Below are 14,367 nucleotides of genomic sequence, written 5' to 3'. Positions count from 1 at the left end.
ACTAACGAAGAAAATTACAGACGAAAACCAAGTCATCGTAATCGAAACGTTGCCCACCCAGAACCTGATGAAGAACCATAAACTAGCAAAAAGCATCGGCGATGCCGGATGGCATGAATTCGTCCGCCAGTTGCAATACAAAGCGGAACAAAAAGGACGTACACTCATCAAAGCGGACAGGTTCTATCCATCCAGCCAGATTTGTTCTGCCTGTGGACACCGTGACGGCAAGAAACCCCTCCACATACGGGAATGGGAGTGCCCTAATTGCGGGGAGTATCTGGACCGAGACATCAATGCCAGCAAGAACCTTTTGGCGTTAGCCAAGTAAAAGAAAACCTATGAGGCAGGGACTGCCTTTTGAGCCTACCCATATCCGATTTCTCTGTCTGCATGAAACCTGTGCAGACAAGAATGGAGTTCGTAGGAAGCCCCCACTTCAAAATCCAGAGGATTTAAGTGGTGGGTAGTTCACTATCTTCCCTTCACTTGACGAATGGAAGAACACACTTCTCTTTATCGAAACCAGTGAAGAAAGGCCGTCCCCAGATAAATTTAAAGAGATGTTACAAGTTCTGAAAAATTATAGGCTGTTTGACGTCATCAATGGTGTTCTGGTAGGAAAACCTCAAAACGAGGTGCATTACGAGGAGTATAAATCTGTTCTTGTAGAAATTTTGCAAGACAAGACCATTCCAATTCTGTATAATCTGCCATTCGGGCATGCTTACCCAAGATGTCTTCTGCCTTACGGAATCGAAGCAAAGTTGGACACAGAAAATAAATCCGTAACGTTTAATGAATCGTATTTTCAAAATGGAGGAAGTGATCAAAAAAATGACTAAGTACAGAAAAGCCTCAAATGAAGAAGTGAGCTTTTTTGAGCAAAAGCTTGAAAATTATAACTTAAAACAGAAACCATTGGAACAGGATAAAGCATTTATTACATTCCAGCATGTTGCAGAAGAAGAAGGGGAGATAGTAGGCGGGATACTGGCATACTCCTCTTACTACAAAATTGGCTACATTGATACGTTGTGGGTAGATGAAAAATCACGACAAAATGGAATAGGGTCTTTATTATTGAAACAGGCAGAACTAGACTTACACCAAGAGGGATGCAGGATTATTCAGCTATCTACCTTCGATTTTCAAGGACCCGATTTTTATAGAAAACAAGGCTACGAAGAATTCGGTCATCTTTACTATCCTAATGCGGATCTTAATGAATTCTACTTAAAAAAAGAACTATTAAATTGAACAAACGTAAAGACCCAATCATAAATTAATCAGTTCTAACGTATTTTCTTGAAAATTTTAATTTATCATGAGAAGATAGTCGATAGGCTTGATAAAATATATTAGAGTTTATATTTAGGAGGTAACCATGTTTCAGCAATTATCTTACTTCCAGATGATCACGTTGACTTTCATCTTTGTGATCAACCTATACACGTTTGGATTATTTTATATAGATAAGCAGCGGGCGGTAAAGAGAAAGTACCGTATATCTGAAAAGCATTTGATTCTGTCTTCCTTCATCGGAGGAGGCATCGGATCGTTCACAGCAATGTACCGGTTCAGACACAAGACCCAAAAACCCCTGTTCAAGCTGGGAGTACCCGTCGCGGCACTCCTGACGCTTTTAATTATCATACTGATCCTTCTTTACAATTAAAAAAGAGGTTATTTTGTTGCGAACGTGCGGCAGAATAACTTCTTTTTCTGTATAAGCAGGTTTTAACTGATAAATCAGGCAGATGAATGTACCATAAATAAATTTATGAACCGTTCGGCAATCATAAAAACGGATAAATGCACCATAAACAACTATATGGTACATTCGCATCCACACTCTAAATCTAAATAAAGAAAAAATCTGATCAGTCAGATTTTTCCACTGGATAATTAACAAAACTTAAGCGGAAGCCATCCGTCTGGCTACCGAATCGACGCCCTTCTGTGACGATTACCCCTTGATTCAAGAGCTGAGTAAGAAACGAATCGGTCGCTCCAGGTTCGGGATCTTTCAGGCGGCAATACAAATGAAATCCGCCTTTCGCTCGTGTGAAATTCACCTTATCCCCGTATGTTTCTCTCAGCCACTTCTCCATTTCACTACTGCGTAAACGCAATTCCCGAATGATGTTGTCCTGATACTGATCCATCTGATGACGTAAAAAGTGATCCGCCATAAACTGAGGAAGGAAACTCAAATCTGAATCGATTTGAGCGCGAATTGAAGACAGGTTTCTCAATATAGCCTCGGGACCAACCATCCATCCGATTCGCAGGTGACGTCCGGCAAGTTTGGACAAGGTACCGAGGTAAATGACCTGCTGATTCTGGTCGAGCATTTTCAGCGGTCGATTGTCCAAGTCTGGATCAAAACTCAATGTGCCGTATGCATCATCTTCCACAATGGGGATGCGTTTCATCAGGCAGTACTCAAGAATTTCCGCTTTCCGTCTAGGAGACATGACAAGACCCGTCGGATTCTGAAAAATTGGATTCAGAAATACCATTTTTAAAGGATACTTTAGGGACGCTTCCTGAAGTCCCTTGACCGTCATACCTTCCGCATCCATTGGAATGGGCACGATCCGAAGTCCCGCTGCTTGGAAAAGGCGGAGTGAATAGAAGTAGGAAGGAGCCTCGATTCCAACAGCGTCACCGGGTTTAAACAGCCCCTGGGTAATAAGGAAAAGAGCATTCTGTGTGCCTGAAGTGATCATGATTTCTTCTAAAGGAACAGTCATCTGATAAGATTTCTTCATATACATCTGGACGCTTTCCTTCAATGAATGAATTCCTGAATGAGAAGACGACTGTCTGATTTCCTGTTCGACCAGCTCATTCCAGTGGAGACTGGGAATCTCCAGATCCGGCAATAGATCCGGAGGCAGAACGCCTTTTGACAAATCAAGAATAGAGGAGGATGAATCAGCACGTCGACAGGCTGCGGCAGTTTCATAAACAGTCGGTTTATACAAAAGCTCATTTTCTGGAGATATCCCCCAGTTGACAAGCGGCTTAGTCTGTAGATTCCATTTATTCGCATTAACAAATGTTCCACTGCCTTTTCTACGAACAAGGACACCTTGAGCAGTCAATTCCTCAAGAGCCCTTATGACGGTTGAGCGATTGACTCCTAGTGATTCAGCCAGCTTCCGTTCAGAAGGCAGACGTTCCCCGGGCAGCAGCGCACCTTCCTTCATTTTACGTTCGATCAGTTGCATGATGCTCTGATACAATGGCTTACCGTCCGTCTTATCCAATGCCCACATTTGAATCCCCCTTTATCAATTTAAAATAGTATAGCATAAATTGGATGGGTAAAATATAGTCCAATTGGATGTGTTCAGCTTGATTTAAAAAAACTATACTGTTGTCAATGGAAAATAGTTAATGCATACAGGAGGAATTTAAATGAGTGAACGAGTAGTCGGAACTGAGAGAGTCAAACGAGGAATGGCTGAAATGCAGAAGGGCGGAGTGATCATGGATGTGGTCAACGCTGAGCAGGCAAAGGTTGCGGAAGCGGCTGGTGCCGTAGCGGTCATGGCCTTGGAACGCGTGCCTTCTGATATCAGAAAAGCAGGCGGAGTCGCCCGTATGGCTGATCCGACGATTATAGAAGAAGTCATGAACGCTGTCAGTATACCGGTCATGGCCAAAGCCCGAATTGGACATATCTCTGAAGCTAAAATCCTTGAAGCCATGGGTGTGGATTACATCGACGAAAGTGAAGTGCTGACGCCGGCAGATGAAGAATTTCATTTGTTGAAGTCAGACTACGTCGTCCCGTTCGTCTGCGGCTGCCGTGATCTTGGAGAAGCCCTGAGACGAATCGGTGAAGGGGCGTCCATGCTTCGAACAAAAGGAGAGCCGGGAACAGGGAATATCGTTGAAGCGGTTCGTCATATGCGTAAAGTGAACAGCCAGATTCGTACCCTACAGACAAAGTCCGATGACGAACTGATGACCTTTGCCAGAGACCTTGGTGCACCATATGCCTTAGTTAAAGAAGTCAAGGAATTAGGGAAACTGCCTGTCGTCAACTTTGCAGCTGGAGGTGTCGCTACACCAGCAGATGCGGCGCTGATGATGAGCCTTGGTGCGGACGGCGTTTTCGTGGGATCTGGCATCTTTAAATCCGAATCTCCAGAAAAATTTGCGCGTGCCATTGTTCGAGCAACGACAAATTACGAAGACTACACATTGCTGGCTGAACTGTCTAAAGACTTGGGTGAAGCTATGACGGGTATTGAGATCGGCCACTTAGCTGAATCAGAACGCATGCAGGAACGCGGGTGGTAGGATTGACTAAGACTATTGGCGTGTTAAATCTTCAAGGAGCCGTACGCGAGCATATTCGAGCATTGGAAAAGATTGGGGTCGAAGCTGTTTCAGTAAAGAAAGAGGAAGATTTTAACATAATCGATGGACTGATCATACCGGGAGGCGAGTCGACAGCTATCGGTCGTCTGATTCGAGAGCACCATCTGGAAGATAGACTCAGACAATTTCATCAGGATGGACAAGCCATATTCGGGACTTGTGCCGGGCTGATTCTCTGTAGTACGGATGACAGTCACCCAACGCAGGATCTTCGTCTGGGGTTCATCAATATGGACGTCGAGCGCAACGGATTCGGCAGGCAAGTAGCCAGTTTTGAAACAAAGCTTGACTTCAAAGGCATCGATAAGCCGGTTGAAGCGGTCTTCATCCGTGCCCCTTATATTCAGGAAGTCGGAGAAGGCGTCACTGTCCTGGCAGAAGTGGACGGAAGAATTGTCGCTGCCGAACAGAATAATGTGCTGGTGACGTCCCATCATCCAGAACTCACTGATGACTTTGCTGTACTTGAATACTTTATGAAAAAAGTAAGCTGAGAAATCGAGCTTGAAGTTAAACCTGCCCGAATACCTCGTTAGACATAGGAGGTATTCAGGCAGATTTTTTGCTTGTCATCCTGATTCCTGTCATAGTATATACAAACCTTTAAGGAGATGTGAAACATGACAGAAGCAAAAGAAAAAGCACTGAAAATTTTGGACAAGAATGAAGTAGGCGTTTTAGCTACTGTATCAGGAAACAAGCCTGTAGCACGCTATATGGACTTTAAAAGTGATGATTTTGTATTGTATACAGTTACAGATAAGCGTACTGAAAAAGTTGAAGATATAGAAGCCAACAATCATGCATTTGTGCTCATCGGCTACGAAGAAGGTGTATTCGATAAAAACTACCTTGAAATAGAAGCAACTGTGTCGATGACTCAGGATCCGGACCTTATCGACCGTGCATGGAATGACTATATGGACGACACCTATAAGGGGAAAGACGATCCGAACATCTTAGTTCTGAAACTGACACCACAAAAAGTAACATTGAAACTTAAGAAGGATGACGAGAGCATTCCTGTAACGTTTTAATTGAATAAGTATAAAAGACGGCACTTTGGGTAGCCGTCTTTTTTTGATCTTAATTAGATCTAAAGGCAGAACAAGAGGTTTCCCTGTAAATGCAGGGTTGCATACAATTTAAACTAATACAAACGGTAAAATTTTTCTCAGTATGATCTTTTAAAAAAGAGGAAATTTAAAGGGGTCGCCATGTTGTTATACATTTTTAACTCGATATATACACAGGAGTTAATACAATTAAATTGGGTTAATAATTGTAAAATAATGTACATATATGTGCGGGTATAGTGCTGTACATATGATACAATTGCTCCAAAGCGTTATGAATTCAAACGATCTAAAGACTTAATTGGCTATAAGAATGTATAAAGAGTGATGATATATCATCTGTCCTATCTTACTAGCTGGAACGGTCTGAAGTATGAAGGGAACTTAAAAATGAAAAGAAAACTGTTATACTCTTTCCTTTTTCTAGCCGGGTTGTTGGCTGTAATGCCGTATCTGCTCTGGCATGCGGAGTCGGGAAGGCACCTCGATGTAATTATTCTGGATAAGACAGTACCTGATATGACCTATAGAGAACACAGTGGCATTATGTGGGCACTAAATCACTACAAGTATTTGACCGGCGAGGGAAATACCTATGATTTATCTGAAGACTACATTGGCTTCCATCCTCAAGAAGATGGATCATATAGTCTGACAGACTTGGAAAGTGCTGCGGATGCACCGGCTGATCTTCTTTATATTGCAGATACGTACGGAGTATATGAGAATGATTTTAATAACAGTCAGGTTAATGGATCACGTTCTGAACTAATAGCTGGAGGATTGACTCAAGAGGATGTGACGGAAATCACCCGGCGCGTTCAGATCCTTGAGACACCGCTCATAGCTGAATTCAATAGTTTCGCGAGTCCGACCGAAACCGAAGTCAGGACGCAGTTTACATCATTACTAGGAATCAGCTGGTCGGGATGGATTGGAAGGTACTTTTCAGAACTTGATCCCACTGAAACTGATGAGCTTCCAAACTGGCTCATGTCGAGTTATGAAACACGCTCCGGTAATGAATGGGCGTTTAAGGATTCTGGTCTCGTATTCGTCAGTGAAGAAGATGAGGTTATCGTACTGACAGCTGGCGAGGATTTTGAAGGAGAAGGCGTGACGTTCCGATTTACTGACAGTGGTCGCGACTATTTTAATGAAACCCTCATATCAACTTACGCCTACTGGTTTGATGTCATAGTTGCTGAAGAGGCAGAGGTGCTTGCTGAATACGATCTTGGACTGACAGATAAAGGAGTGGAAGTGATGGAAGGATATGGATTAGATCAGATTCTGCCAGCGGTGACTCGAACTGGAAGCATAGAAACGCCACGCTACTATTTTGCTGGTGACTATGCGGATCTTGAACAGACACCATCAGTTTACCAGTACAGGGGATTCGATGCATTGAACAGACTGATCAGCCGACTTCAGTTTAGAGGCACCCAAGCCTTTTACTATCGGGCCTATCTCCCAATGATCAGTCAGATACTAGAGGATACATACACTAATAATAATGAAGAAACTGATGCTGAAGCAGGAGACATTATTGCCTCAGAAACGAACGAACTTGCTGTTACTACCCGCATTAACGGAAAGGACTTTGAAATTTTGAAAGAAGACGACTGGCAGATACTGGATGTTGCAGGCGTCAATATGGGAATGGCCAGACCTGGTTCCTGGCCAGGAGAAGCGGCGATCAGCCTGGATGAGTACACCCGATGGATCAGACAGATTCACGACATGGGGGCCAACGTCATTCGAGTCTATACCATACACCCACCCGAATTCTACCAGGCTGTCTGGCAGCATAATCAAAACAGCGATACACCGATTTACATCATGCATGGGGTGTGGGTGGAAGAAGAGCAGCTGGAAACAGAGCTGGACGCTTATACTCCTGAAATTATTGATACATTTGAAGCTGAAATAAGAGATGTCGTGGATGTGATTCATGGTCAGGCTGAAATTCCTGAAAGACGAGGACATGCATCAGGGAATTTTACGTATGACATTTCACCATACGTCGCCGGATACATTCTAGGTGTAGAGTGGTACCCTAGGATGGTCGAGCAGACGAATGATCGTCACGAAGATACGCCTGAATTTGAAGGAGAGTACTTCACAACTCAGGAAGCTAATGCATTTGAGAAATGGCTGGCTGCCAGGATGGACTATACGGTCACTTACGAAGCTCAGACCTATCAGGCTATGCGTCCGATCAGTTTTACCAACTGGCCGACTACCGATCTGCTAGATCACCCGTCAGAACCATCAGTAGAAGAAGATTTGGTCAGTGTCGATCCGAACCATATTTATGAAACGGACGTCATGGAAGCAGGCTATTTTGCCAGCTACCATGTGTACCCTTACTATCCAGATTTTCTGAATCACGATCCGGAGTACCTGTCCTTTATTGATCATCGTGGAGAAGAAAACAGCTATGCCGGCTACTTGAACAATCTGATCAGTGCACACAGAATGCCCCTTATCGTTGCAGAGTTCGGTATCCCTGCTTCAAGGGGACAGACCCATAGAAACCCTTTCGGCTGGAATCAGGGATTCATGTCGGAAAAGGAACAGGGAGAGACAGTCGTCCGCCTATTTGATGATTTATTTGAACAGGGCGCTGCAGGAGGACTTGTTTTCACCTGGCAGGATGAATGGTTCAAGCGTACCTGGAACACCATGGAGCTCGACAACCCTGATCAGAGACCATACTGGTCCAATGTTCAGACGAATGAGCAGCGATTTGGCTTACTGGGATTCGAGACATTCAAGCACGTATTGAATGGGTCGGATGATACGTGGGTAGACACAGATAGTTTGCTTACGGACGAGTCGGGGCTAATCAGAACATTAAGCGTTGATCATGATGAAGCGTATTTGTATTTCAAAGCAGAAGTGGATACTGATAAATGGACATCGGCACACAGCCTGGCCATTCTTCTGGATACTATACCTGAGCAGGGGAATCAGTCAATCGACGGATTTTCATCTGACTCATTTGAAATGGGTATAGATTTTATGATTGAGCTTAGTCAGGTAAACCAGAGCAGAATCTGGATAGACCGCTATTATGATCCCTTTTATTTCCAGTATGGGGTCGAACGAAACGATCTTGAAAGTAATGATGCACCAGAACGAGACAGTGGAGTCTTTACCCCTGTCCATTATGCCTTGTCAAAACCGATGACTATTCCATCGACTGGAGAAGAGATAGCATTTGATTACTATGAAACTGGTTTGCTTAGAGAAGGTATCGGAGATCCATCACATGTTGACTATGATTCACTAAGTGATTATTACTACGATGAAGAACGAGGCGTTTATGAAGTGAGAATTCCCTGGCTGCTTCTTAACTTTAAGGACCCCAGTCACAAAGAAGTGATGGGCGATCTCTATACTAATGGTCTTGAAAGCTCTGAATGGATCGATGGGATTGGGTTGAAACTATTGGCAGTAAATGATGAAGAAATCATCCAGCAGCTGCCTGTAGAAAACGAATCGATTCTATACACTTGGGAAAACTGGGAAATACCCGTATACACGGAGCGAGTGAAACAGTCCTACTATATTCTTCAGGACTATCTAATTAACAGGAGATGACATATGAAAAAAGTATTAGTTGTAGATGATGAAGCTGTTCTGAGAATGCTGATTGTGGACAGTCTGGAAGACCTGGACTGCGAAATCGATGAAGCAGAGAATGGAACAGAGGCTTTAAAGATGATAAAGGATAATGTATACGATGTTCTGGTCCTGGATTACATGATGCCTGAACTGACGGGTATTGAGTTGCTTCAAAAGCTGGATCAGAACGTAATTGATGAGACGACTGTCATCATGCTGACCGCAAAAACCCAGGAAAAAGATCAGGAAAATGCGGCTTCAGCGGGAGTAGACATCTTTATGAAAAAACCGTTCAGTCCTATGGAACTGTACACGGTCGTGGAGGAGCAGCTTAATGGCTGATAATAGGGAAAAGCAGCTGAAGATAAAACAGAAAATCTACAGACAGGCAGGGATTCTTGCTTTGATCCTCTATCTTATGACCACTGTAGGCATTCTTTTAATGAACAGAGCTCAGAACCGGATAGACAATCAATATGCAGAAAGCACAGAAAAATATAACGTGATCGAAGAGCTTGAAGAAAATCTTAACAAAGTCTTTTTCCGTGCACGAGGGTATTATGCTTTTCAGGAAGAGCAGGAACTGAATCTGTTGAATCAGAACATCGATGAATTGTCTGAAAGTATCGATAGGTTTCAGTCTCTACCATTGACTGCGGAAGAAGAGGCTCTAGGAGAAGGGCTGGCGGAGTTCTATGATATTTATACACAGTCGATTCTACCTGAAGCAATCGGGTTTGTAGAAAACGACGATTATGCATCACTTAGAGAGTTAGCCGGAAGCGGGGCGAATGCTCAAGTTAATGAGTTTTTAGCCTTCACGGAGACCTATCTTCAGGAAAGTCAGGATGAAAGAGATGCCTTGTATGAACAGGCCATCGACTTGACGTATCAGTTCATTACTGGCTTTGTGATTTTAGGTCTGATCAGCCTTCTGACTGTTGTCTATATTACACGCAAACTTCTGAATGACATAACTCATCCGATCAATGATTTTATCTATGCGACATCAGGATTTAGACAGAATAGAGAATGGTCAATGAAGTCCCAGTATAGATTTAAAGAGCTGCACATGCTGGCTGACTCGTTCAATGAACTGGCTTTGGAAGTTCAGGAAAAGGAAGAGGAGCTGACTAGTCAGAATGAAGAACTGCTGGCTCAGCAGGACGAACTGGAATTCAGTCAGCAGAAGATGCAGGAGTATGTTGTTGAGATTGAAGCAATCAATAAAGCACTGAATGACTCTGCACTTTTGTGTATTACAGACGAAAATGGCATGATCGTCAGTGTGAACGACTTGTTCTGTAAAATTTCTCAATATGATGAAGATGAACTGATAGGAAACACGACTCGGATACTTAAGACAGACCAGCAGAACAAAGGGTTCTTCAAAAATCTATGGCAGACCATCACTAAAGGGAAAATCTGGACTGGAAAAATGAAGAACGAGAAGAAGGATGGGTCTTACTACTGGATCAATGCAACAATCGTACCGTTTCTTGATTCAAAAGGTATACCTTATCGATACATTCTTATTGGCATCGATATTTCTGATAACATTGAAAATGAACTCAAGCTGGAGCATATGCTGACAGAGATGCAGGAATCCAATGAGCAAATCGAACGGTACAGTCAGCTGAATGAAGAGCTGACGGCTACAGTCGATAGACAGGAATTCCTGGATCAGGTACTAGCCTATATCAGAGGCGCAGTAACATTTGATAAAGGCCTGCTGATCAGTTTGAAGGAGAAGGACTATCAATCAGTCAACATGACACCAGACCTGATTGATAGGTTCATGGCAGAAGATGGTCATGGAGAAATGGCTGAAAGGCTCAAATCTGAACAGTTGTTTATCATTAAGCGTCAAGCGTCAAGTTCTGAAAAGGGCGTTGCTGATACTGACTTCAACTGCTGGGATCTGTATATTTCCGTATCTGGAGGAACAGATGACCTTGATTTGGTACTGGCAGTGACTAGAAAAGGAGAGCCATTTGAGGATGAAGAACTCAAGGAACTGTCTGTTTTGACTAGTCAGCTTAATGTAGCATGGAGCAGAATCACCATGTACGAAGCAGTGCTTAAGGAACGTAGTCTCAATGAGAGCATTGTCCAGAATGTCAGAGAAGGGCTGCAGCTTGTCTCTTCAGAAGGAGAGCTTCTACAGGCTAATGATACTCTTATCCGTTTGACTGGGGCAGAAGGTCTGCTTGACAAGGAATCTGTTAACGAATCCGACTGGATCAGCCTGTTTACCAGCCGAAGCAATGAACCTGAAGAACTTAAAGCATTCTACCATCAGTCGATGGCGCCGGAACAGAAAAGACTGAGCTCGATAAGATGTCAGATTGAGGACGGACAGGAAAGACAGATACAAATCTATGCTTCACCCGTCATGACTGCCGGTGAAAAGACTGGAACGATCTTTATGTACCGTGACATTACAAAAGAATTTGAAATCGACAGGATGAAATCTGAACTGGTCAGTACGGTCAGTCATGAGCTGAGAACTCCTCTTTCGTCCGTTCTCGGATTTACTGAGATGCTGATGATGAAAGAACTCAAACCGGAGAAGCAGAAACGCTATCTTGAGACTATTTACAAAGAAGCGAAAAGACTGACTAACCTGATCAACGATTTCCTTGATATACAGAGAATTGAATCAGGTAAGCAGGATTACGAGAAGACAGAAGTCAATATGAGTGAACTGATCATGCAGGTGATTGAGAGTTTCAGACATAAGACCAGTCATTCCATCTACCTTCAGGATGCTGCTTACATTACTGCCATACAGGCCGATCCCGACCGGATGGTTCAGGTACTGACCAATCTGATCAGTAATGCTGTTAAGTTCTCACCAGATGGAGGTAAGATAGCCATCAAACTTGAAAACAGACGAAATGAACTGAGTATCAGTATTACAGACAGCGGCATTGGTATTCCATCATCTGAGCTGCCTCACATGTTTACGAAATTTAAGCGAATAGACAATAGCGCCAGCAAGAAAATCGGCGGCACAGGTCTTGGTTTGGCTATAAGTAAAGGCATCATTGAGGCTCATCACGGGACAATTAAATTGGACTCTGTAGAAAATGAAGGCACGACAGTTTACATTAGTCTTCCTTTGAGTCCGGAATATTCTACATTAGATATGGGTGCGCATATGGATCAGCATACAGAAATAAAAGGAACCGTGCTTATTGTTGAAGATGACATTAGTTTCGCATCAATGCTGTCAGAAACGTTAAAAGCCAATGGGTTCCGAGTAATCCATTATCTTAGCAGTCAGAATATCGTTTCTATTGCCAGTCAGCAGCCTCTAATAGGTATAGTGATGGATCTCATTCTGGAAGATGGTGTTTCCGGATGGCATCTGATCAGTGAAATCAGAGAAAATGACAAGACGAAAGACTTGCCGATTATTGTATCATCGGCAGTGGACAAGACGGCAGAAATAGCAGGCACATTCAATCTGACAGACTACCTTGTCAAGCCATACTCACTTAATGATTTGTCTGTCATTGTCCTTGATTTGTGGGAGAAACAGACCGGACATACCGACTGATAAGGTGTATGTACTATCCAACCAGGAGGGGTATTTTGAATAACGAAAAATTTGAACAAATGATAAAGAAAAGTCAGAGAAAGTTTCTGATTGAACACAATGAACAGCTCACTCACATCTCCCGTAATCTAATTGCGTTTCTGAATAACCGACACGAAAACGACTTCCAGTCATTGTACCAGTTTTTCCACAGAGTTAAAGGGACGGCCGGCACAATCCAGCTGATGGAAATATCGGAAACTGCAGGAGAACTTGAAGAACTGATGACTGACCGTGAGATCCATCAGACCAATTTTCAGAATGTGATGGAGAAACTGGTAAAAGGAACCGGCCATCTTTTACATTTAGTAGAGATGCATCTCGAGCAGATCCTGATGGAAGGAAATGAGTATGCTGTGACTACTGAAAAAGAAGAAGACAGTGCACTCTTCAATGGAAAAGTACTCGTACTGGATGATGACGTGACGTTGCTCAATTATCTTGATCAGGTTCTGACTAGTCAGGGTTACGAAGCGATAATTACAGATAAACCGGACGAGGCGCTTGAACATATTAAAGTCTCGTCAGTCGACCTGGCTATTCTCGATATGGTGATGCCTGAAAAATCCGGACTTGATATCTATAAGGAAATCATGGCGGTCAACAGTCGGCTACCAATTATCTTCATGACCGGACTCAGCAGTAAAGAGTTTAGAAGCGAAGCATTTAGAGAAGGTGCAGACTATTATCTGCAGAAACCGATTGATTCAGATGAACTGATAGCACGAATCAATGGACTGATACGCAAGAGTAAACTGAATGCCAGCAGGGATAACAGAGATGAACTCACTGGTGTTTACACACGCAAACATTTTATAGAAGAGTTCGAAAAAAATCGCAATCTTTTTCTTGAGAACGCACAACCATTTGCTGTTGCGTTTATGGATCTTGACGATTTTAAAAGTATCAACGACACATATGGGCATCTAGCAGGTGACGATGTCCTTGTAAAGTTCTCTGAGGTCATGCGTACTCACGTTGAACCAGATGGATCTGTATTCAGATTTGGAGGAGATGAATTCCTTCTTCTTATACCGGAAAGTGAAGGGGACCGGGCGAAACAGATTATTGAGAATTTGAGGGAAGACGTCAATGATTTGAATATGACTGACAAGCAGACTGGAGAGGCAATCAGATTAACTTTCAGTGCAGGAGTCGCTGAGTATACTTCAGAAGAACAGACGAAAACTACACTGCTCGAAAAGGCCGATAAAGCCTTATATGCAGCCAAGGAACAAGGGAAGAACCTCACTGTCATGCAGAATGAAGTGAAGGAACTTGAAAAGAACAGAATACTCGTTGTTGATGATGAGCAGCTGCTGGTCAGCATTATACAGACTAGACTAGGCTATCTCGGCTATGATGTCGATCACGCAAAAGACGGACAGGAAGCCTTGCTGAAACTTGAAGCAAACGAGTATGATCTGATCCTTCTTGACATCATGCTTCCCAAAGTGACGGGCACAGAAGTGCTTAAACGAATTAAAGGAAAAGAGCTGAACCGGACGGCAAAAATCATGATGATTTCGGGAAGACACAGCGAATCATCTGTTCTTGAAAGCCTGAGATTAGGCGCGCACGACTTTTTTGAGAAGCCTTTTTCTTTAGATGTTCTGGAACATAAAATCAAGAAATTACTGACGTCGTAAAGGA

Annotated in this window: 12 protein-coding genes; 11 read left to right on the top strand and 1 reads right to left on the bottom strand. The window is 43.1% G+C overall.

From position 1 onward, the window contains the following. The 4 genes from BLR76_RS04170 to BLR76_RS04155 form a co-directional block, all read left to right on the top strand. A partial coding sequence (locus BLR76_RS04170; RefSeq protein ID WP_143009187.1) for an RNA-guided endonuclease TnpB family protein occupies positions 1 to 331 on the top strand: 331 nt, incomplete at its 5' end. A 145-nt stretch (positions 332 to 476) separates the two neighbouring features. Next, the gene (locus BLR76_RS04165) at positions 477 to 845 is read left to right on the top strand and encodes a S66 peptidase family protein (protein ID WP_091265831.1); all 369 of its coding nucleotides are present in this window, start codon (positions 477 to 479) and stop codon (positions 843 to 845) included. Further along, positions 838 to 1,260 carry a GNAT family N-acetyltransferase gene (locus BLR76_RS04160; RefSeq protein ID WP_176759604.1) on the top strand — a complete coding sequence of 141 codons (423 nt, stop codon included), beginning with the start codon at positions 838 to 840 and terminating at the stop codon, positions 1,258 to 1,260. The genes BLR76_RS04165 and BLR76_RS04160 overlap by 8 nt, the downstream gene beginning before the upstream one ends. A 127-nt stretch (positions 1,261 to 1,387) precedes the next feature. Continuing rightward, positions 1,388 to 1,678 (top strand): DUF1294 domain-containing protein, encoded by a 291-nt coding sequence (locus tag BLR76_RS04155; protein ID WP_245683023.1) that lies wholly within the window; start codon positions 1,388 to 1,390, stop codon positions 1,676 to 1,678. 205 nt (positions 1,679 to 1,883) lie between these two features. On the opposite strand, the gene BLR76_RS04150 is transcribed toward BLR76_RS04155, so the two are convergent. Then, positions 1,884 to 3,287, bottom strand: a complete 1,404-nt coding sequence (locus BLR76_RS04150; protein ID WP_091265826.1) for an aminotransferase-like domain-containing protein — start codon at positions 3,285 to 3,287, stop codon at positions 1,884 to 1,886. Positions 3,288 to 3,429: 142 nt separating this feature from the next. On the opposite strand from BLR76_RS04150, the gene pdxS reads away from it, so the two are divergent. The 7 genes from pdxS to BLR76_RS04115 all read left to right on the top strand — a co-directional run bounded on the left by pdxS (position 3,430) and on the right by BLR76_RS04115 (position 14,363). Further along, positions 3,430 to 4,320 (top strand): pyridoxal 5'-phosphate synthase lyase subunit PdxS, encoded by an 891-nt coding sequence (gene pdxS, locus BLR76_RS04145; protein WP_091265824.1) that lies wholly within the window; start codon positions 3,430 to 3,432, stop codon positions 4,318 to 4,320. A 2-nt stretch (positions 4,321 to 4,322) separates the two neighbouring features. Continuing rightward, positions 4,323 to 4,895, top strand: a complete 573-nt coding sequence (pdxT, locus tag BLR76_RS04140; RefSeq protein ID WP_091265821.1) for a pyridoxal 5'-phosphate synthase glutaminase subunit PdxT — start codon at positions 4,323 to 4,325, stop codon at positions 4,893 to 4,895. A 126-nt stretch (positions 4,896 to 5,021) separates the two neighbouring features. Further along, complete coding sequence (locus tag BLR76_RS04135) at positions 5,022 to 5,438, top strand: pyridoxamine 5'-phosphate oxidase family protein (RefSeq protein ID WP_091265819.1); 417 nt, start codon at positions 5,022 to 5,024, stop codon at positions 5,436 to 5,438. Between the two features lie 429 nt (positions 5,439 to 5,867). Continuing rightward, positions 5,868 to 9,086 (top strand): hypothetical protein, encoded by a 3,219-nt coding sequence (locus BLR76_RS04130; RefSeq protein ID WP_143009186.1) that lies wholly within the window; start codon positions 5,868 to 5,870, stop codon positions 9,084 to 9,086. Positions 9,087 to 9,089: 3 nt separating this feature from the next. Then, complete coding sequence (locus BLR76_RS04125) at positions 9,090 to 9,452, top strand: response regulator transcription factor (RefSeq protein ID WP_091265814.1); 363 nt, start codon at positions 9,090 to 9,092, stop codon at positions 9,450 to 9,452. Continuing rightward, the gene (locus tag BLR76_RS04120; RefSeq protein ID WP_091265812.1) at positions 9,445 to 12,675 is read left to right on the top strand and encodes an ATP-binding protein; all 3,231 of its coding nucleotides are present in this window, start codon (positions 9,445 to 9,447) and stop codon (positions 12,673 to 12,675) included. The genes BLR76_RS04125 and BLR76_RS04120 overlap by 8 nt, the downstream gene beginning before the upstream one ends. Before the next feature lie 35 nt (positions 12,676 to 12,710). Next, complete coding sequence (locus BLR76_RS04115; RefSeq protein WP_176759603.1) at positions 12,711 to 14,363, top strand: response regulator; 1,653 nt, start codon at positions 12,711 to 12,713, stop codon at positions 14,361 to 14,363. Positions 14,364 to 14,367 lie beyond the last annotated feature (4 nt).

Source organism: Alkalibacterium thalassium, from assembly GCF_900101165.1.
Classification (GTDB): Bacteria; Bacillota; Bacilli; order Lactobacillales; family Carnobacteriaceae_A; genus Alkalibacterium; species Alkalibacterium indicireducens.
Note: the sequence above shows the minus strand (reverse complement) of the source record. Positions and strands in the feature narration are given on the sequence as shown.